The sequence below is a fragment of the Paenibacillus solanacearum genome (genome assembly GCF_910593845.1).
GTDB classification, from domain to species: domain Bacteria; phylum Bacillota; class Bacilli; order Paenibacillales; family NBRC-103111; genus Paenibacillus_G; species Paenibacillus_G solanacearum.
The window spans coordinates 54,180-74,523 of record NZ_CAJVAS010000032.1; the positions used below are offsets into that span (position 1 = coordinate 54,180).

19 protein-coding genes are annotated in these 20,344 nt (G+C 53.7%); 11 read left to right on the forward strand and 8 right to left on the reverse strand.

Annotation, left to right across the window (positions count from 1 at the left end):
* The first annotated feature begins 124 nt into the window (after nt 1–124).
* The 3 genes from KXG62_RS24955 to KXG62_RS24965 all read left to right on the forward strand — a co-directional run bounded on the left by KXG62_RS24955 (nt 125) and on the right by KXG62_RS24965 (nt 3,808).
* The gene (locus KXG62_RS24955; RefSeq protein WP_218094741.1) at nt 125–820 is read left to right on the forward strand and encodes a response regulator transcription factor; all 696 of its coding nucleotides are present in this window, start codon (nt 125–127) and stop codon (nt 818–820) included.
* A complete protein-coding gene (locus KXG62_RS24960; RefSeq protein ID WP_218094742.1) occupies nt 798–2,999 on the forward strand; it encodes a sensor histidine kinase in 2,202 nt (733 codons plus the stop codon). Before KXG62_RS24955 ends, KXG62_RS24960 begins: the two co-directional genes overlap by 23 nt.
* Nucleotides 3,000–3,184: 185 nt before the next feature.
* On the forward strand, nt 3,185–3,808 hold the full coding sequence (locus KXG62_RS24965) for a hypothetical protein (RefSeq protein ID WP_218094743.1): 624 nt from the start codon (nt 3,185–3,187) through the stop codon (nt 3,806–3,808).
* A gap of 127 nt (nt 3,809–3,935) precedes the next feature.
* Here KXG62_RS24965 and KXG62_RS24970 read toward each other — a convergent pair whose 3' ends face one another.
* Complete coding sequence (locus tag KXG62_RS24970; protein WP_218094744.1) at nt 3,936–5,264, reverse strand: ABC transporter substrate-binding protein; 1,329 nt, start codon at nt 5,262–5,264, stop codon at nt 3,936–3,938.
* Between the two features lie 406 nt (nt 5,265–5,670).
* Here KXG62_RS24970 and KXG62_RS24975 point away from each other — a divergent pair, with 406 nt between their 5' ends.
* On the forward strand, nt 5,671–6,717 hold the full coding sequence (locus KXG62_RS24975) for a LacI family DNA-binding transcriptional regulator (protein WP_218094745.1): 1,047 nt from the start codon (nt 5,671–5,673) through the stop codon (nt 6,715–6,717).
* Here KXG62_RS24975 and KXG62_RS24980 read toward each other — a convergent pair.
* Complete coding sequence (locus KXG62_RS24980; RefSeq protein WP_218094746.1) at nt 6,701–7,591, reverse strand: helix-turn-helix transcriptional regulator; 891 nt, start codon at nt 7,589–7,591, stop codon at nt 6,701–6,703. The two genes, KXG62_RS24975 and KXG62_RS24980, sit on opposite strands and share 17 nt — an antisense overlap.
* Before the next feature lie 283 nt (nt 7,592–7,874).
* On the opposite strand from KXG62_RS24980, the gene KXG62_RS24985 reads away from it, so the two are divergent.
* The 6 genes from KXG62_RS24985 to KXG62_RS25010 all read left to right on the forward strand — a co-directional run bounded on the left by KXG62_RS24985 (nt 7,875) and on the right by KXG62_RS25010 (nt 15,086).
* On the forward strand, nt 7,875–9,008 hold the full coding sequence (locus KXG62_RS24985; RefSeq protein WP_218094747.1) for a Gfo/Idh/MocA family protein: 1,134 nt from the start codon (nt 7,875–7,877) through the stop codon (nt 9,006–9,008).
* 41 nt (nt 9,009–9,049) lie between these two features.
* On the forward strand, nt 9,050–10,369 hold the full coding sequence (locus tag KXG62_RS24990; RefSeq protein ID WP_218094748.1) for a phosphodiester glycosidase family protein: 1,320 nt from the start codon (nt 9,050–9,052) through the stop codon (nt 10,367–10,369).
* Nucleotides 10,370–10,413: 44 nt separating this feature from the next.
* Entirely contained in the window at nt 10,414–11,760 is a 1,347-nt protein-coding gene (locus KXG62_RS24995; protein WP_218094749.1) for an ABC transporter substrate-binding protein, read from the forward strand.
* 28 nt (nt 11,761–11,788) lie between these two features.
* Complete coding sequence (locus tag KXG62_RS25000; protein WP_246627628.1) at nt 11,789–13,261, forward strand: arylsulfatase; 1,473 nt, start codon at nt 11,789–11,791, stop codon at nt 13,259–13,261.
* Between the two features lie 173 nt (nt 13,262–13,434).
* Complete coding sequence (locus KXG62_RS25005; protein WP_218094751.1) at nt 13,435–13,767, forward strand: PadR family transcriptional regulator; 333 nt, start codon at nt 13,435–13,437, stop codon at nt 13,765–13,767.
* Entirely contained in the window at nt 13,764–15,086 is a 1,323-nt protein-coding gene (locus KXG62_RS25010; protein ID WP_218094752.1) for an FtsW/RodA/SpoVE family cell cycle protein, read from the forward strand. The genes KXG62_RS25005 and KXG62_RS25010 overlap by 4 nt, the downstream gene beginning before the upstream one ends.
* Nucleotides 15,087–15,107: 21 nt before the next feature.
* Here the strand turns inward: KXG62_RS25010 and KXG62_RS25015 are convergent, their stop codons facing one another.
* From KXG62_RS25015 to KXG62_RS34710, 6 genes are all read right to left on the reverse strand, one after another.
* Complete coding sequence (locus KXG62_RS25015) at nt 15,108–15,767, reverse strand: GTP pyrophosphokinase (RefSeq protein WP_246627629.1); 660 nt, start codon at nt 15,765–15,767, stop codon at nt 15,108–15,110.
* Nucleotides 15,768–15,947: 180 nt separating this feature from the next.
* A complete protein-coding gene (locus KXG62_RS25020) occupies nt 15,948–16,937 on the reverse strand; it encodes an SPFH domain-containing protein (RefSeq protein WP_218094753.1) in 990 nt (329 codons plus the stop codon).
* Between the two features lie 21 nt (nt 16,938–16,958).
* The gene (locus tag KXG62_RS25025; protein ID WP_218094762.1) at nt 16,959–17,759 is read right to left on the reverse strand and encodes a TPM domain-containing protein; all 801 of its coding nucleotides are present in this window, start codon (nt 17,757–17,759) and stop codon (nt 16,959–16,961) included.
* The gene (locus tag KXG62_RS25030) at nt 17,759–18,799 is read right to left on the reverse strand and encodes a TFIIB-type zinc ribbon-containing protein (RefSeq protein ID WP_218094754.1); all 1,041 of its coding nucleotides are present in this window, start codon (nt 18,797–18,799) and stop codon (nt 17,759–17,761) included. Before KXG62_RS25030 ends, KXG62_RS25025 begins: the two co-directional genes overlap by 1 nt.
* A 33-nt stretch (nt 18,800–18,832) precedes the next feature.
* Nucleotides 18,833–19,507 carry a PspA/IM30 family protein gene (locus KXG62_RS25035; RefSeq protein ID WP_218094755.1) on the reverse strand — a complete coding sequence of 225 codons (675 nt, stop codon included), beginning with the start codon at nt 19,505–19,507 and terminating at the stop codon, nt 18,833–18,835.
* Between the two features lie 192 nt (nt 19,508–19,699).
* Nucleotides 19,700–20,014 carry an Imm32 family immunity protein gene (locus KXG62_RS34710; RefSeq protein WP_425517377.1) on the reverse strand — a complete coding sequence of 105 codons (315 nt, stop codon included), beginning with the start codon at nt 20,012–20,014 and terminating at the stop codon, nt 19,700–19,702.
* Nucleotides 20,015–20,093: 79 nt separating this feature from the next.
* On the opposite strand from KXG62_RS34710, the gene KXG62_RS25040 reads away from it, so the two are divergent.
* The coding region (locus KXG62_RS25040; RefSeq protein WP_218094756.1) for a transposase at nt 20,094–20,344 on the forward strand (251 nt) is incomplete at its 3' end.

A 20,344-nucleotide genomic window follows, 5' to 3' on the forward strand; every position in this document is an offset into this window, starting at 1 on the left:
AAGCCATTCTTCATAAATTTGTAAGATTTTTCATTGGTAATTTGTTAAACGTATCTTTTAGTATAGATGTATGCCTTTCGCGAAAAGCACACGAACCGGAAACTAACGCTCAAGGAGTATAATCATGCCATCAGCCTATAATGTCCTCGTTGTCGACGACGAGGTGGAAATTCAGGAAGCGATCGAAATTTACTTGCGGAACGAGAACATGAACGTCTTTAAAGCCGGAGACGGGCTGGAAGCGCTGGCCATCCTGGAGAAGGAAGACATTCATCTGATCATTCTGGACATTATGATGCCCCGGCTCGACGGGATCAAGACGACGTTCAAAATTAGGGAAAGCCGGAACATTCCGATCCTGATGCTGTCCGCCAAAACAGAGGATACGGACAAAATTCTCGGCCTGACGGTCGGAGCGGACGACTACCTCGGCAAGCCGTTCAATCCGCTGGAGCTGACGGCTCGGGTCAAGTCGCAATTAAGACGCTACACGCATCTTGGCAATTATAAGCCGAATGAGGACGAGCTGCGGGTCAAAGGGCTGACGCTCAACAAACAAACCAAATCGGTCTCCGTCGATCAGGAAGAAGTGCGGCTGACGGCAACGGAGTTCAAAATTCTCGAGCTGCTGATGGAACATAAGGGACGCGTGTTTTCCATCGAGGAAATTTACGAGCTCGTATGGAAAGAGCCGTACATTAACGCGGAAAATACGGTGGCGGTCCATGTGCGCAGAATTCGGGAGAAAATTGAGATCAACCCGAAGGAACCGCAATATTTGAAGGTGGTGTGGGGCATTGGATACAAAATCGAGAAATAAGAGGTACCCTACGCTAAGCTGGGGGTTGGCGATCATGCTGCTGCTGGTCGGCCTGCTTTCAAGCTGGGATGTCATTGGCAACCGCGCTTACTTGCAGAGCGACTACTATTTTCAAAGCGATCCGTTTGCTTCGCAAATGACGACGGAGTGGGAAATGCTCCAATATTATCATATCGATTATCGAAATTACCCGGAATGGGGACCTGCCGCCAAGACGAATACGGAATACATCCGCAGACTGCGCAGCAGCTACGAGTCGATGATTCGCGAGAAGGAGCAGGAAATTCGCCGAAGCTACGAAGCCAAAGGCACAGCCGTACCTGTCGACGGGGCGGCGCAGCCGCAACCGCTGACCGGGGAGATGAACCAGCAGCTTGGAAAAGCAGCCGCCCAATTGAACGCCCAGCTGCAGCGCGATATTTCTGAGCATATCGCCTTTCTGGAAAATCAATATAAAGACGTGAAGCGGAATGTGGAACGCCGCGACGGTATTTTCGGCTACTACATCCAAAATAAAAACACCGGCCAAATCTATACGAATTTGCCGGGCGTACCGGATCCTGGCTGGCTGAAAGATACGGCGCTCTACTGGCGAGCGTTTCCGAGCGCGCCGGGAGAAGCCAGGAATATGCTGTCCATCAGCCAATATTTCAAGCAAAACCGGCTGGAAGGCACCCTCCTCGTCTACAAGGAGCCTAGGGAATTCAGTCAAGTTCACGCCGATTACCGCTATTATTTGTCCATTCGGGAACGGCTTCTCAAGGAATGCGTGCTCGCAGGCGCCGCATTGCTCTTGGCCGCTCTCGCGTTCTACGGCATTCGCAAGCTGCGGATCGGCCGGCCGCAATGGATCGAAGCGTCCATGGAACCTTACCGCAAAGTTCCGCTCGATATCCGAGCGCTCATCCTTCTTGCCGCTGTTTATCTGTTTTTTGTATTTGCGGATTTCGCGTCGGCATTCAAGCTGCCGCTTCGCTTCGGCACCGTCTTCCCGTGGCTGCCTCTCCTTCTGTGCACGGCGTTCCTCTTGCTGCAGGCGAAGGAAACGCTGGCTTTGTTCCGCACCCCGGGAGAGCTGCGGCGTCAATGGGAAGCCTCGTGCAGCCGCCGGCTGAAGCATGGGATTGCGCAAAATCTGGATAACCGCGGACTGCTGTTCAAAGCGGGCGCACTGTTCGCGTTAACCGCAATACTCGGCATGACCGCACTCCTTCTCCCGATTGCCCTGGATGACGGGCTTGACGTTGCCGTCCTGCTATGCACCGCTTATATCGCTTTCTATCTGTTCGCTGTCGTGCCTTATGTGTTGAAACGAATCACCGCCTTCAATTCCATCTTGGCCGGTTCGGAGGCGATAGCGGCCGGCTGGTTCGAAACGACGGTCAAGCCGGCAGGCAAAGGCAATCTATACCTTCTGGCGCATCAAATCAACAGCATGAAGGATGGTTTTCAAACCGCGCTGCAAAGCCAAATGAAAAGCGAACGGCTGAAAACCGAGCTGATCACCAACGTGTCGCATGATCTGAAAACGCCGCTTACCTCGATTATCAGCTACGTCGATTTGCTGAAAAAAAGCGGCACTACCGAACCGGACCGCGAAGCGTACATCGCCATCCTGGATCGAAAAACACAGCGGCTGAAAGCGCTGATCGACGATCTGTTCGAAGCGTCCAAAATGGCCAGCGGTGCGGCGGAGCTGAATCTGGACGTCGTCAACGTCGCTTCCCTGCTCAATCAGGCGATGGCCGAGTTCAGTGATCGCATCGAGGCGTCCTCGTGCCAGTTCCGGGTGTCGATACCGGAGCATAAAATACCCGCCCGGCTCGACGGTAAAAAAATATGGCGCGTCTTCGAAAATCTGATTGGCAACGCGTTGAAATACGCCATGCCGAATACAAGGGTATACGTCTCGTTAACCGAGAACGAGCGGCAGGTCGTATTCGCCGTAAAAAACGTATCCGCCTACGAGATCGAATTCGAAGTCGAAGAGCTGCTCGAACGGTTCAAGCGCGGCGATTCGTCGAGACATACCGAAGGCTCCGGCCTCGGGCTCGCGATTGCCAAGAGCATCGTCGACCTGCACGGCGGCGAGCTGCGCATCGAAATTGACGGCGATTATTTCAAAGTGACCGTAACGCTGGACAAACTTGCAGAGCCGGCGGCTGCGGAAACGAAGTAACGACATCCAGGCCGAACCGACTGCAACTGCAGCGGTTCGGTTTTCTTGCGTCTTCCCTATGATTTTGCCGCCTCGCTCATTTGCTATAAAAGATTCTCTCTTTCAAACGAACCGCTTGTCATAATCCTGCTAGTTTCCGAATACACATAGAGTAGACAAGTTGATAAGTTGAGAGAGGGGATTATATGATGATCGCCTTTAAAAAGTGGACCGGCATGTTCGGAGGGAAGACGAGCGACACCGACAGCCGTAAAGTCCAGGTTCGCGTGCCCCGTGACTACTTCAAGCGCGCCGACGCGTTTCTGGAGGATGTCAAGGTCATGACGAAGGAGCAGCTGCCGGGGCTGAACAAAGCGTTTCTTGTGAAGCTGCTGTTCGATAATTTCCTGGAGAAAATCCGGCATGATATCGACTTGTACGACTATCTCGTATTTCTTAACGAAACTTACGGCAGCATCGTAACGGAAGCCGCCGGTCACGATACCGGTTCCAAGACGGGCTTGCCCCGGAAACCCGCCGCTTCGTCCGGAGCGTCCAAGTTCCGCTGGAGTTTGCCGGCCAGCCCCGGCGGCAAAACGGAGGAGGACGATTGCCCGACCTTGTCCATCACGCTGCATCCGCGGGAAGTGAGCCGGGTCGAGGTGTTTTTCGACGACTTGCGCTGGAAGCGCATGCCGATCGATCTGGAGCTCGACGAGCTTGTCGCGCTGCTCTTTATTGAATTTATCGTTGCGCTGCGCAACGGACTGACGGAGGAAACGAAACAGGAGATTATCGACTTTATCGTCAGCCGTTGGGAAGAAGCGTAGCCAGGGAAGCCTCGCGGCGTGCAAACCTGCCATCGGAGACAGTAAGCTGCCATTGGCCCGCGTGTAAAAAAAGAAAGCCCCGACGCCGTAGGGTTTACGGCCATCGGAGCTGCATCAATCCGTTCGCTTACTTGTTTTCCGACTCGATCTTTTTATTAACGGTTTCCTCCGCTGTCCGAAGCGCCGTGTTCAGGTCGGTTTCGCCCTTCAGCAGGCTGCTGATTTGTGCTTTCACCGCATCTTCCACATACGTGTCGTAGCGCGTCTTCGGTGCGGCCGGCGCGGCTGTATTATAGAACACTGCGTTTTTGATGTTTTTATCTTTCATCTGCGTCTCCTGGCCGAATACTTGCTTGATGGCGTCATTTTTCAGGACGGTAATGCCGCCGGCTTTGGAGAACTGCGTTTGGAATTCATCCGAGATGAACAGCTTCGCCACTTCCATCGCTTCGTCTTTGTGCTCGGATGTCGAGGTGACGAACATGTAGGTCGGATAAGCCTGGCTGCCTTGCTTCGGTTTGTCCTTGAACACCGGCAAGGAGACGACATCCCAGTTCATTTCTTTGGTCCATGCGTAATCGCCATACATAAAGGTGAACATGCCGACATTCCGGTTTTTCGCAAACTCGTCGGTGTACGGGATTTTATACCACTGCTTGCTCAAGTCGGTCGCTACCTGCTTGTAGCCGTCCGCCGACATCGGATTCAGAAGGGATTCCTGAATCAGCTTTTTCCATGTATCCGTATTCAGCGAAGCCGTCTTCGTCTTGGCATCGACGTTCGCCAGCGACAGCGGGTTTAACCGCAAATAGTGGTTGATCGAAGTGCTGTACCCCACGTACTGCGTTCCGCCGTCGGAACGCGTCAGCTTGCGGGAAATATCGGAGATTTCCTCCCACGTCATCCCGTCCTTCGGATAAGCCACGCCAAACTTATCGAAGACGTCTTTGTTATACATGAGCACGTAAGCGCTGTTGCTGATCGGCAGGCCGTATAGACCGCCCATCACTTTAATCGCATCGAGCGTGCTCGGTTCAAAACGATTCAGATCGATATTATGCTTCTTGATCAGATCGCTCAAATCCTGATTCAGTCCGATGTCGATCAGCGAGCCCTTCAGCCCGATCTGGCCGATCGAATCGATGAAAATATCGACTTTGGTCGTCCCGCTCGTCATCATCTCCGCTAAGCTTACGCTTTTATCCTTCGGAACGAATTTGACGGTCACGTTCGGAAGCTTTTCGTTGATGACCTTTCCGAATTGCTCCTGGAACTGCTCCTCGGTAATGCCCGCATTATGATAAAAATACAATTCCACCGGTTTCGTAATCGCCGATGCGGTAGGAGAAGTGCCATTCCCCGTTGTAACCGCTTCCGGTTTAGAGCTAGAGCACCCCGTGAAAACGGTTCCACATACAAGTAAAGAACTGAGCAGCGCGAGAGATTTCTTATTCATTGTTTTTATGCCCCCCTGGCAATGGTTTTGAAGTCTAACACGAGCGATTGACCAATCTGATAATTGAAATCGATTTCAACAAGAATTATAATCATTCCTGTAAGCGAAAGTCAATCAAAACTTTTCCTAACTGACAAAAAAATATGTATATAATAAAGGCGTTTAATCGTTTCAATTATTTTCATAAAATAGGCGTAATTACGTCCGGAAACGCTCGCTTTTATTTCTATTTTTTATGAAATCGATTTTACAAATTTGAAATACTGTCACAACTTTGACTTGAACCGACGCATTCGACCTCATTTCAAACAAATTAATTGAAATCGATTTCTGAATCGATTATTCTTTTTAGTAAGTTATTCAAACCAATTACATTCATTCCCAAATTCGCATAAGGTTGATGAAGATGGACATAAAAATCGTAGACGTAGCCGCAAAAGCCGGCGTATCCCCCGCAACCGTCTCGCGGGTGCTCAACAACAATTCGAATGTGACGGCGAACACGAAGGAAAAAGTAATGAAGGTGATCGAAGAACTCGGGTACCAGCCGAACGCCGCCGCCAAAAATCTTCGCTCCCAACGATCGATGATTATCGGCGTCATCGTGCCCGAAATCAACAACTCCTACTACGCCGAGATCATTAAAGGCATCGAGAACAAGGCGTACGCGCAAAAATATAAGGTAATCATCTGCGATACGGGGAACAACAAGGAGAAAGAACTGGATTTTATCAGCCTGCTGATGAACAAAACGGCTGACAGCATGATTCTCGTCACTCCGCTTTTGTCGGACGAAGAATTGTGCCACATTGCCGACATGAGCTACTTGATCGGCGTCGTCGGACGCCATATCGACCATCACAACATTCCATGCGTGTATACGGATAACGTGAAATTTTCCAAGGACGTCGTGTCCCACCTCGTCCAGCAAGGGCATCGCAAAATCGCCTTCTTGAGCGGATACGCGGATGCTGTTGACAGCTACGAGCGGTTGGAAGGCTATTTGAAAGCGCTGCGGGAGCATCACATCCCGTTCCATCCCGAGCTGATCGAGAACGGGGATTTTAGCGAAAAGGGCGGCTATGAGGCGATTAAGCGGCTGGTGGAGAAGCAGGCCGACTTCACGGCCGTCTATGCGGCGAACGACGAAATGGCGCTGGGCGTCTATAAAGCGTGCGCCGAGCTGGACATCCGCATTCCGGATCAGCTGGCCGTCGTCGGCGTCGACAACAACCGCATCAGCCGGTACATTCAGCCGAAGCTGAGCACGGTCAGCCAGCCGAAAATCAAAATGGGCCGCGCCATCGTCGAGAAGCTGATCGAGCAGCTCGAACATGGCGAGCCTTCCCAAGAGCGGGTCCTCGTGCTCGATTCCGAGCTGATGATTCGGGAATCGTCGCTGGCTCCGGTGCCCGGGCCGTCTGGTTCGTCACCGGTTACCCCTGGCTCTTGAGCCTTCCCTTCACGGATCTTGCGTATTCCGACGGATTCATGCCGGTCGCCTTCTTGAACGCCTTGGAGAAATAATGGACGCTGCCGAACCCGGTCATGCCGGCGATTTCGGTAAAATTGTTCGGCTGCTCGCGGATGAGCAGCTTCGCTTTGTCGATGCGCAGCTTGGCGAAATACTCCATGATCGTCAGGCCGGTGCCTTTTTTGAACAGCTCCTTCAGACGGCTTTTCGACACATGCAGCGTATCGCTGATGTCGTCCAGCGTAACCGGACTGCCCACTTTTTCCTCCAAATACCGCACGACCGACTTGACGACGGCCTCGTCGTTTTTTTCCTTGACCGTTGAAGGAAGCAGGCCGCTTGTCGTCCGCGCGCTGATTCTCCTAAGCAGCCGGATCAGGAACATCTCGAGGTACAGCTTGATCATCTGTTCGCAGCCGACCGGCCCGCCTGTCAGCCGGTGGTCGCGCAGCGGATAGCGGAACGGAAACGAGAACGCATGCATGCCCTCCTCGATCACGGACGCGAGCAAGTTGCGCTCGTCCGCCTCCAGCCGAATAACTGCGTTATGGAAATGCTTCATGGCCGGCGAGTCGCAATCGAACGTCATGACGATGACATTCGGCGCCTTGACACGGTTCGCATGAAACCGGTGGAACTCGTTCGGCTTGTGAAAGACGATCGAGCCCTGCTCCAGAAGGAGCCGCCGATCATCGGCGAATACTTCGATCTCCCCTTTATCTACATACAAAAATTCCCAAAAATCATGCCTTTCGCCTCGATACACGTATTCTTTGCCGAATTCGAAGTAATACATCGTGATCATTTGCTTGATGTCGATCGTTTTTTTCAATCGCGTCCGAAGGTGTGCCATCGCCGACTCTCCCGTACCGAGCTTTATTCATTTCATCATACCGCAGCCCTTCCCCGCTGAAAAGACCAAACCTCCTTGCGGCTCGCTCCTGTTCCCGCCCTCCTCACGGTTTCGACCAAACGCCACACAGCGCCACAACGCACCGTCCCCGCCGCTTGCAACTTCGTCCAATAACGCAAAAATTATGGCCTTTAAAACAAAGCCTTCGGCCCCCTTGTCTCACTATAATGTAACTAGCTCAGCTTATATGCCGACCAGGCAAACTACAGGAGGAGATTCAAGCATGAGAGTAGGCGTTATTGGATACGGGAGCCGCATTCGCAGCGTCCTGAACGAAGTGAAGAAGCAGGATCCGGCGTTTGAGCTGGCCGCCATCGTCGATATCCGCAAGAACGACATTTTGTCGCAGCATCAGGGCGATCCTCTGGACAACGTGCAATGGTACGGCTCACCGGAGCACATGATGGAGGAAGCCAAGCTGGACGGCGTCCTCATCGGCACGCGATGTTCGCTGCATACGGAGATGGCGCTCAAGGTGCTGCCTTACCGGCTCCCGCTCTTCTTGGAAAAGCCGGTAGCCACAACGCTGTCCGATCTGCAGAGGCTGAAGGAAGGCGGCGAAGCGCACAACGACCGGATCGTCGTCTCATTCCCGCTCCGCACATCCCGCATGGTGCAGCTAGTCAAAGAAATTATAGATTCGGGCAAAATCGGCACGGTCGAGCACGTGCAGGCGGTCAACAACGTCACCTACGGCGGCGTGTATTACCATAACTGGTACCGCGACGAGAACGAAACGGGCGGCCTGTTTCTGCAAAAGGCCACGCATGACTTCGATTACTTGAATTATGTGCTGCAGCAGCGTCCGGTCAGCGTCTGCGCCATGACGTCGAAGCAAGTCTTCAAAGGCGACAAGCCGGCCGGCCTGAAATGCGCCGACTGCGAGGACAACCGCACCTGTGAGGAAAGCACCGCCTTCGCACCGGAAGCGACCCGCAAAGCGTGGCCTTACTGCAGCTTTGCCGTCGATACCGGCAACGAGGATTCGGGCAGCGCGCTCGTTCGCTACGAGAGCGGGATGCATCTGTCCTACTCGCAGAACTTCTTCGTACGGCGGAAAGCGGGAGCACGCGGAGCCCGGTTCATGGGGTACAAAGGAACGGTCGAGTTCGACTTCTATACAAGCGAAGTAAAGGTGCTGATGCACCACACGCCGCTCGTGGAGACGCACCGGTTCGATACGGAGAAGGGACATTTCGGCGGCGACGCGGGACTTGCGACGAACTTCGTCGGCATCATGCAAGGAAAGGAAACGTCCGTAAGCACGCTGAACGACGGCTTGGTCAGCGCGCTGCTCTGCCTGAAAGCGCGGGAGTCCGCTCAAAACGGCACGTTCCAGTCGATCGATTGGCTGTAAGCGGCGCAGCTTGGCGTATCTTATCGAAAGGGTGAATCGTCTTGTCCGCTTTTGCCAAAAAACAAAAGTATGCTGTACTTTCTACCCTTCTGCTTGGCATCACGCTCATCATCCCGGTTGCAGGAGCTCAAGTTTACGGCGGGAATCAAGCCGTCAAAGCGTCGAAAACCGGCTTCGTTGTCGCTCGCGGCGTCGAGCATGAAACAAAGACAGTCCGGTTCGAAACGATGTTCCGGTTCTCCGAATCGCCGGATCCTGTCAAAGCCATTCGCGGCAAAGGCGGAGCGGAAGAAGGCAGCGCCGTAACCAACCGGATTTTCGAGTTGAAGTTTGACGCTTCCGATCCGCAGACGAGGCTGGAAATCGTGTCGGCCGCGCCCCATGTGGCCGGCAAAGACACCGTCTCGCACATCGCCAAAGCCAACGACCGCGCGGGACACCGTGTACTCGCCGCATTGAACGCCGACTTTTTCCACGTCGCGACCGGCGTCCCGCTCGGCTTGCAAATCACCGGCGGGGAAATCGTCACATCCCCCGGCCCCAAGACGGATACGTTTCTGGCCGTAAATAAGGACGGTTCGTTCACGCTCGGCAAAAGCATTGCGATCAGCCTCGTCCTGTCGGCCGAGAACGGGCAGCAGCTCACGCTCAACGGCATCAACAAAATTCGTGCGAAAACGTTGACCAACCACAGCTTTCTACTGACGGACCGGTTCGGCGGCTCCACCTTATCGGAAGGGAATGGGATCGAGGTCATCATCGCGCCTTCGACGCCGAATGCCAAACTAGCCCCGGGCCAACCCGTCAGCGGCGTGGTCGAAGCGATCCTCACGGCGGCGAACAATCCGGTCCCGCCCGGCAAATTCATCCTGACGGCGTCCGGAAGCAAAGCGGCCTGGCTTAAGCAGCATGCGCCGGTCGGCCAAACGCTGACATTCAAAGCCGATTTCGATCAAGGCATAAATGAGGCGCTGTATGCGGTTGGCGGCGCGGATCACCGTTTTGCCGACGTACTGTTGCAAAAAGGACAGGTCCCTCCGGAAGTGCTCGATATGACGGATGTCAACAATCTGGAACACCACCCGCGGACGATATTCGCGTCCAAGGGCAGGATGCTGTACGCCTACGTCATCGACGGCCGGCAAAAAGGCTATTCCGACGGCGCATCCGTGCTCGAAGCTGCGCGTTACCTGCAGTCGCTCGGCATGGACGATGCAATCAATGTAGATGGCGGCGGCTCATCGACTTACGTGCTGCGCAAACCGGACGACGGCCGATTGACCGTGCTTAACCGCCCCTCCGATAAGGAGGAGCGGCCGATCGCCAACGCACTGATCGTCGTTTCTACCGCCTCGGAATGACCTTATCTCTCGGACGAGCTATCCATTACAGGGGGATGATACCTATGAACCGTAAATCCATGAATCGACTCTTTTGTTCGTTATCACTTATCGCACTCGCCGTCAGCGGCTGCGGCGGAGGAACGGCTCAAGACAAGACTTCCCTCGCTCCCGCCCCTTCGATCTCCGGCGATGCCTCGTCCGTCCAACCTATCGGGGGAGGCAAACCGGTAACACTGAAAGTGTTCCAGATCAATGCCGGCATCACCGATCAAGAATTTCAGGAGAACTTTGTAAGCGCAGTCAAAAAGAAATTCCCTAACGTGACGATGGAGCTGGTCCGAAACGGCAAAGGCACAACAAAAGAAGAACTGATGACCACCGGCCAATTTCCCGATATTATACTGACGACTTCGTGGGATATGGTGCAGTTTCAAGATGCAGGACTGCTGACCGATTTGAACGAATACATTAAGAAGACGAGCTTCGATCTGAATCGCTACGAAAAAAATACGGTTGATTCGATCAAGCTGTACTCGGATCGCGGCGAGCTGTTCGCCCTGCCTTACAGCTTTAATTTCGAAGTGCTTTATTATAACAAAAGCATCTTCGACAAGACTGGCATCCCCTACCCGAAGGACGGCATGACTTGGGAAGAGGTAATCGCGCTCGGCAAAAAAGTGACCGCCGCCGATCCGAACATCCGCGCCATCGATCCGAACGGATTGCGCTGGGTGGCGCAAAGCTTCCTTGTCCCCTTCGTCGATCCGAAGACGGAAAAAGCGGCGCTCGGCACAGATGATTGGAAATATTTGTACGAGCTGTTCAAAGCGATCGAGGACATCCCGGACGATAAGAAGACGAAGAAAGGCGTGCAAGGCTTCGAGAAAGACCAGACGCTCGCGATGTATGCCTCGTCCGGAGGAAGAATCGGCGAAATCGAAGAATTGGCCAAGCAAGGCATCCGCCTGGACTGGGACATGGTGACGTTCCCGCTCCGCCAAGGGCATCCTTCGAAAGAAGTCGCGACCCAGGCGCATGTGCTGGCCGTCTCCTCCACAGCCAAGAGCAAAGACGACGCATTCCAGGTTATCTCATTCTTGACGACGGATAAAGAAATTCAGACCCGCCTGGCCAAGGGCGGCGCCGTCCCGGCGATCAAGGACGCAGAAGCAAGAAGCCACTTCGGTCAAGACTTCAAGACGCTGCAGGGCAAAAACGTTCAAGCCATCTTCAAAAATGTGTACGGCACGATGGGCAAACCGACCCGTTATGACGATGTGGTCAAAACGGCGGTGCAAAGCGCGCTGGACAAAATGATCAAAGATAAGCTCGACGTGAATACGACGATCCGTTATGCTCAGGAAGCCGCGGATAAAGCGATCGAAGCGGAAAAAGCGAGAACAAAATGACGCTTGCCCCACAAGGAGGAGATGGACGTTGAAACGACCTAACATCGTGCTGGTGATGACCGATCAGCATCGTTCGGACACACTCGGCTGCTACGGCAATCCGGTCATCGAGACGCCGAACCTGGATTGGCTTGCGCAGGAAGGAACCGTGTTTACAAGCGCCTACTCCTGCACGCCCTCCTGCGTTCCGGCGCGAACGTCGCTGATCTCGGGGATGGATCCGTGGCATACGGGCGTGCTCGGGACGGGACGCGGGCAGGGCCGCATGGGCGGCGGCTTCCCGCATACGCTGCCCGGTGAGCTGGCCGCAGCGGGCTATTACACGCTCGGCGTCGGCAAAATGAACTTCGATCCGCAGCGCGCGCTGAACGGCTTCCACCGAACGTCGCTGGACGAGCAGGGCAAAGTCGAGTCCCCGGGGTTCGTCTCGGATTACATCGCCTGGTTCGAGAAGAACAAGACCGGCGATTACGGGATGACCGACCACGGCATCGACTGGAACTCCTGGATGTCCCGGCCGTTCCACGCACCGGAGTTTTTGCATCCGGTGAACTGGACCGTGAACGAATCGATCCGGCTGCTGGAGAAGCGCGATCCGACGAAGCCGTTTTTTCTGAAAACATCGTTCTCCCGCCCGCATTCGCCTTACGATCCGGCGCCGTACTATTTCGATCTGTACCGTGACAAGACGCTCCCCGCACCTTATATCGGCGATTGGGCGGCGGTGCACGATCAGCCGAAGGATGCGCAGAAGCCCGATGCTTGGAGGGGAAAGCGCAAGGATGAGGAAGTGAACCGCGCCCGGGCCGGATACTACGGACTCATCCAGCAGATCGACCAGCAGATCGGCAGACTGTTCATGCATTTGAAAAAAATCGGGGTGTGGGAGCATACCGTGGTCATCTTCACCTCCGATCACGGAGATATGCTCGGCGACCATTATTTGTGGCGCAAAACGCATGGCTACGAAGGCTCCGCCCACATTCCGCTGATCGTCCGGCTGCCCAAAGCGATGCGCTCCGCAGCGATTGCGGAACATGTCGCAAGTCCCGTATGCTTGCAAGACATCATGCCGACCATCCTCGATGCAGCCAGCGTTCCCATACCGGAGACGGTGGACGGCCGAAGCGCCTTGCCGCTCATTCGCGGCGAACAGACGCCATGGCGCGAGTTTGTGCACGGCGAGCATTCACTGTGTTACTCGGAAGAGCAGGAAATGCAGTATGTAACGGACGGCCAATGGAAGTACATTTGGTTCCCGCGTCTCGGGACCGAGCAGCTATTCGATCTTCGCGCCGATCCCGGAGAATGCCGCGACTTGTCCAGAGAAGCCGACTATGCTGCAGCGCTCGCGTCGTGGCGCGAACGGCTGGTTCGGGTGCTGGAGCCCCGCGACGCCGGGTTGACCGAAGGCGGCAAGCTGATCGCGCAGAAGGACCGCCCTCCTCTCGTATCGCCGCACTACAAGGAGCGAATCGACCGCTGGAAAGCGACGCTGTAACCTCACACAGAGGCATGACCATGTCACGTTCGAATCTGCCGCACACCGTTCGTGCGGCTTTTTTCATGCTGGACAATGGCGATTCATCCATCTATAATAATACCTAGATTTACGATGCATCGAATCGCAAAGTATAAGACATGTCTACAATTCTCGCGAAGGGAGAGCCGCACATGAACAAAAACAAGGAGCTGCTCAAAGGCAGCACCGGAACGATGATCCTGCATCTGCTGGAGCGGCGCGAGCTATACGGCTACGAGCTGATCAAGGAATTGGAACGAACCTCCGGCGGTGCGTTTCAATTAAAGGAAGGGACGCTGTACCCGATTCTGCACGCGATGGAATCCGCAGGTACGGTGGAAGCGTACTGGCAGGAAGCCGAAGGCCGCAAACGCAAATATTACCGGATTACCGATCAAGGGAAGCAGCTGTTGAAGGAGAAAAAAGCGGAGTGGCGCATGTTCCGTAACGCCGTCGATTCCGTGCTTGGGGAGGGACAGGCATGATTCGCGATCAGGAGGATGTGCGCCGTTTTCTCGGCGAAGTCTGCTTGCCTATTAAAGCCAGGGAAGTGCATGCCGACATCCGCAAGGAACTGCTAGGCCATATCGAGGAACTGACCGCGGAGAAGGAAGCGGAAGGCTTCAACCGCGAAGATGCGATTCGCTGGGCCGTATCGCAGATGGGTGACCCCGCGGCCATCGGCAGCGAGCTGCATCAAGTACATCGCCCGCGCCTGAACTGGGGGTTGCTGCTCGCAGCCATTGGCTTTGTACTGCTGGGCATTCTCGTGATGTACATGTTTGAGGTGAGCATGGCATCGGTGTCGTCGCCTTATGGAAACGTTCGCTATTTCGCAGGAAAGGCGGCCGCCGTCGCTCTCGGGCTGCTGGTCATGGGCTTCTTCTATTTCTGGGATTACCGCAAGCTGTATTCGTGGTCTTGGCCGATCTATGGGGTCGTCGTAGCGGGAATGCTGTATACCGTCACGTTCGGCAATCAAATTAACGGCGCCCGCAGCTATATCCGCTTCGGCAGGTTTGCCGTGGATTGGATGAGCATGAGTCCCTACCTGCTGCTCATCGCAGCCGTTGGCATTTTATTACGCTGGCACGGCAAGCGTACGTTCTGGCGCAGCTACTTTGCCTTTGTCATCGTACCCGTATTTCTGCTGCTGAGTTCGCCGAACCTTGTTGCCGCCGTTCTATACTTGACCGGGTACACCGCCGTCTACGGCACCATCTCGCGGCGTTGGTTTCTTGCGTGCGCGCAAACCGCCGGTACTTTTTTGGCATTCGCGATTCCGGCTGTCTTGACCAAACAGTACATAACCCAGCGTCTTGCCGCTTACTGGAATCCAGAAGCCGATCCGACGGGGGCGGGCTACATCGCGCTACAGATACAGCATGCAATCCAATCCGGAGGCTGGCTCGGACAAGGCTTTGCCTCGCCGCTTACCCGGCTTCCGTCCGTTCCGAACGAGTTCATCTTCGTCTATATTTTGCACTGCTTCGGCTGGCTGGCGGGAGCGGCGGTCGCCGTCGGCGTCGTCTATTTCATCGGACGCGTTGTGCGATCAAGCAGCGTCGTTCATGAACCATACGGCAAAACGATCATTATCGGGATCGCCGCTCTGCTCGGCTTCCAGATGGGCTATGCCATGCTGATGTCCGTCGGTCTCGTTCCGTTAACGGGCATGCCGTTCCCCTTCCTAAGCTACGGCGGCAGCCACCTGCTCGCGGAGCTCGCGGCTGTAGGCATTGTCCTCGGCATTTACCGGCGCAAGGACCTCGCAAGAAAAAAATGGGAGGAGCAGCCGTACTGACGGCGCTCCCCCTCTCTTTTCTTACTTGTAAGACTGTACCTCCAGATGCAATTGCACCATACGTTCATCAAGCGATGAAATGATATGCGCCGTTTCTCGCAGCTGCTGCTCGATATGATCCGGAATTTGCTTGTCGAATTTGTAATATATTTTGTGCTCCAGACTCGCCCAAAAGTCCATGGCGATCGTGCGGATCTGGATCTCCATCAGCACCCGCTCCGTCCGGTCGGTCAGGAACACCGGAATTTCCACGATCAGATGCAAGCTCTGGTATCCGTTCGGCTTCGGATGCTTTACGTAATCTTTGACTTGCACGATCCGAATGTCGCTGTGCGCGCTGATCATGTCCACCAGCCGGTAGATGTCAGAGTTAAACGAGCAGATGACACGGATGCCGGCAATATCCTGGATATGCGTCTTTACGTTATCCATCGACAGAGCCAGGTTCTTCCTTCTCATCTTGTCCAGAATGCTCTTCGGCGTCTTGATCCGGGACTTGACATGCTCGATCGGATTATATTGTTGAATGAACTGGAGCTCCTCGTTCAATATATTGAATTTCGTCTCCATTTCGTCGATTGCAAACTTATACGTCAGCAGAAATTTCGCCCAGTCTTTCAACTGATTCGCATCGACGAGGTTGCGGATTTCGCTGCTCGCGGTTTCTTCGTAATCAATCACGTCTCATCATCAACCTTTGTATGTTCGTTTTCGCGTTTCTTAGCTAGGTTTTCTTAGCTAGGTTTCCCATAATTACCGCAATCATGAAAAATAACAGAGCCGCTGCGCTGGAAGCCGTACGGTTACGGTGACCCTAACGGGACTTACGCAGCGCAAGCATGCTCCGCTGTGTCTCGCTTGCTAATTCAGCTTCTGACCGCAATTCGGGCAGAAATTGGCCCCGCTTGTTTTCTCGCCGCAGTTCGGGCAAAAGTTTGGCTTTTTGCCGCCTTCGGCAGCTGCGGGAGCCGGTGGAGCATCCGGTTTGGCATCCGCGGCAGGCTTTGGGTTCGGATTCATCGTCTTCATCATTTCACCGGCAATATTCATCCCCATCATCATGCCGGCCATATCCGCCGCGGTGCCGCCGCCCTTCACATTTCCGTCCGCGATGCCGTCTGTCATTCTCACTTGCTGGTACTTTTGCAGATTGCCGATCATTTCATGGGAGGCGGTCCGCGTAATCATATCCTGAATTTCCTGCGGATAATTGAAGCTCATCACCTGAAACCCGGTAATCGTCATGCCCATATCGTACATTTGCATATCGAGATCTTCACGGATGCCCTGGGCAATCTCATAAGCATTCGCCTGAAGATTGAACATGTCTTTCCCTTCCCTGCTGATCCACTTCATTAACAACTGATCCAGCACCGATGTTATGCGGATTTTGACGTCCTCCACGAGGTAGCTGTCCTTGATCCCCGCAATTTTATCGATCAGCGTCACATAATCGTTCACTTTAAAGTTGAAGGTGCCGTTGGCGCGAATCGGCATGCCACCCGGAAGCTGCGGTGTCGGGACCAGTACCGGATTTTGCGTTCCCCACCGGACGGTGAACTCCTTCGTGTTCACGAATAAAACCTCGACCCGCATGCCGCTGTTAAAGCCGAACTTGAACCCTTTGAGCGTCGATAAAAAGGGGATGATCTGCGAATCGATGCTGTATTCCCCTTCATCCTCGAAAATCCCTTCGATCTTGCCGTTATGGACGAAAATTGCGTCCTGCCCCGGACGAATCATGAGCTTGCTGCCTTTTTTAATTTCGCGGTTGCTCCACTTCCAAAAAATCATATCGTCCCGGAACTCTTCCCATTCGACTACATTCGCAAACTGGTTTCTGAAAAACATTCGTATCTCCGTCCTTTCCGGTTAAAATGACCCTCGGCTGCCGCTATGCGAATGGCCCCCTCCGGTAATCCCGCCGCCGCCGCGGCCTCCACCCGATCCGCCGCCTTTATTTTTCGGAATCTTCTGCTTCGTGGTCGTTGTATGAATGTATTGGTCGCGCTTGCTGATAACCCTCGAAGCGGACGTGTCCTCGTAAGTGCGGCGGTGCACCGTAACGCGCCCTCCCGAGCGGTAAGCCATCGCGCCGACGATCAATCCCGCAATGCCGAGCGATGTGGCCAGTTGAAACCATAGATTAAACAAGATGTTGTCCGGATTTACGCCCGGGCGGATGCCCATATATTTGTATGCGGTTTTTATATATTTCTCAAAAGCAAGCTCATAACGGCCGCTGGATAAGTCCGGCGTCAGCTTCGTACGTATTTTATCCAACCGGCGATCGTCCAAATATTGCTCGGCTTTATAAAATCCGGCCAAATACACTTCCCGGTTGTTCATGTCGAGCGTCAAAATAACCGCATTGCCATGCGGCTTATCGAAGCCCGGCGCTTGCGCATCGTAAAAATCTTCCGTCAGCTTCTGCACATCGGTCTTTTCCGCGTTCTTCGTTGTAACAATGATAATGTCCGTTTGCCGTTTGGCTCCGTACGCTTTAGCCATCGCTTCCAAGCGGCCGGCTTGTTCCGAATTCAGAACACCGGCATGGTCGTATACGTATGTTTTCGTCTCTGCCGCAGCCGCGTCCGCTATCGTCATTTTCAAGGGAAAAGCAGCCAGCAGCACGAGGAACAGCAGCGCGACGGCGATCGCTCCTTTTCTCATCACCATAATCCGCCTCCCATCGCCCACGAAACAAACTTCAGCGACAGGAACGAGACGCCGGCAATCCCGGCAAACCACGCGGACACCTTCGCTTTGCTGATCGGAGGCTTGCCCACCACTTTGCCCGTCTGGCCGTTCATCGCGAACGTATACTTCGCTTTCTTGTAGTCGTACTGCACCATCCACACCGGGAGCAGCACATAATCCGCTCGCGCGAGCGCTGTATCGATCTGCTTGCTCGTATAAGTCACGGACGTATATCCCGTCATTTCCGACTGAATGAAAGAGTCAATGAACGGGGCAATTTTGTCTTTCGCCCGCGGAAGCAGCTGCTGTTCGTCATGATTGTATTTTTCGGCGATGTAACCGGCAAGGTACGGCGTCTTGAAGCTTTTGAGCTGTTCGTAAGGAAACGGCTCCAATTTGTCCATCAGCTCGTCATTCAGCTTCGCCGATGCATCGATCGGGACTTTAACGTAATTCAGCGCAATATCCCGGTACACGTCAAAATGCTGCGTCTCCGTATAGCGGTACTCGCCCCGGGTGTACGTCCTCACCCTCGTGGCATGCGCATGAACCTCGACTTTATTATTCAAATCGTACAGCCAAAAAGGCACGTACATCCCTGTCATGCTCTGGATCCGATCCGCCGTCATGAATCCGTCCGGCGTCAGCCTGCCGTTCCTGCACCACTTCCGGAATGCTTTGACCGCTTCCTCCTTGCTAATCTTGAAGGGGATCACCATCGCAGGAGCCAGCTTCCCGACCAGCCGGTCGCCGATGACCACGCCCGATCCGCAGAAGCTGCAGGTCGTCGCCACGGTGTCCGCATCTGTCATAATGATGGCGCCGCAGCTTTTGCAGTGGTATTCAACCGCCTGCTCCTCTTCCGAGAACGTATTCCGGACCTGCAGCAAAGGATCGGCATTATTCTCGATGCTGTCTTCTCTTCCGCAGCTGTGACAAGACAACATGCCTGTCTCGCTGTCAAAGACCATCCCGCTGCCGCAGCTCGGGCATTTATAGTCGATTACCGGCATCTGTTCACCTCTTTAACGATACAACCGAGTTATTCATTTCTCTTTCGTAGATTCCTTCCGCGCGGCTGGCGCATCTTCCGCCTTCTTCTTCGCATCGATGTCCAATTGGGCCAATTCTTCGTCGAGCGTGTCCTTCGTGCCCGCTCGCAATTCCGCAATGGCCATCGCTTCGTTATACGCGCTCTCGACCTTCTCTTCCAGCTCTGCAAAAACGGAATTTCCGTCCCCTCCAAGCGGCGAGCCCATGGAGTTCAACCTTTGCTGCACTTTGGTTGCGGCCATTTTCCCCTTCAGCTCAGCGTAGCGCGCTTCCAGCTCGCCGATATCCGACACGAGCTTATCCTGCATCTGCTTCATGCTCTCGGCATTCGCAGCAGCGAGATCGTAAGCCGCCTGCAAGGAGGCTTCTTTCGCAGCCAGCGCCTCGGCTTTCTCGCGAAACCTCCCGGCGTCCTGCTCGTTGCCGCCTGTCTCAGCCTTCTCGGCATAACGCTGCAGCTTCTTGATCTCCGCCGCACTATCCTCGAGCGCCCGCTTCGCCCTTCGCTCCTCGGCCAGCACCGCGGCCGTCTCCGACTTAATCTTGCCCAAGTCGCCGTTCATGCTCCGCATGTAGTCGCCGATCGCCTTCTCCGGATCTTCCGCCTTATCCAACAAGGCGTTCACGTTGCTCGCCATAATATCCCTGAATCTCGATAAGATTCCCATGCCAGCCTCCTTCGCTAAAAATACTTTACTACTATAATACTTTTTATTTGCGGAAAAGGATTCATTTTTCTACAAATTGTCATTTTTTTCATATGGAGAGATTGAAATGATGCCGTTTAACTCCGCATATATAATAAACTTCCGCAGCGGAAAAAGACCATCTCTTATTTATTTCTTTCGATCTTGTGATAATTACTTCATACACTTATCGATAGATTCAAATTCAGAACAGCATATGATTATCTCTGCACTTTTCGGATGGGAATAAAAGCCCATTGGCTGGGAAGTATATCCTTCCTCACAGGGGTCGACATGTACGTGGTATCCGTCCTGGAAATTCGTATATGCTAATTTAATTAATTGTTTTCCTAGGCCTATCATTGCATTCCTACTCAACGTAATCATGACTCTATTATTGAGTACTTCGACCAATCCTACATTATCCTTATTAGGAAATTCATCTATGTCACCGTCTGTTAAAGAAATATTTATATCTATTGTCCTCATCTGGAGTGCTACTATAATTATGCAGTCGAAAAACACCCTCGTATGAAATAAAATGAAGATGACGAGGGGACGAGAGACAATGAAACGGTACGACAAAGTATTCAAAGATGAAGCAGTAAGATTGAGCGACGAGATTGGACCAAAGAAAGCTGCCGAGCAGTTAGGCGTAGCCTACCACACCTTGCAAGATTGGAGAAAGCGAAGAACTCTGCACGGCGACGGAGCGCATGTCGGAAGCGGACGTGCTTACCCATCTACCGAGAAGACTGCCCGTGAAATCGAATTGGAAAGAGAAATAGGCGAGTTGCGCCGCGCAAATGACATTCTCAA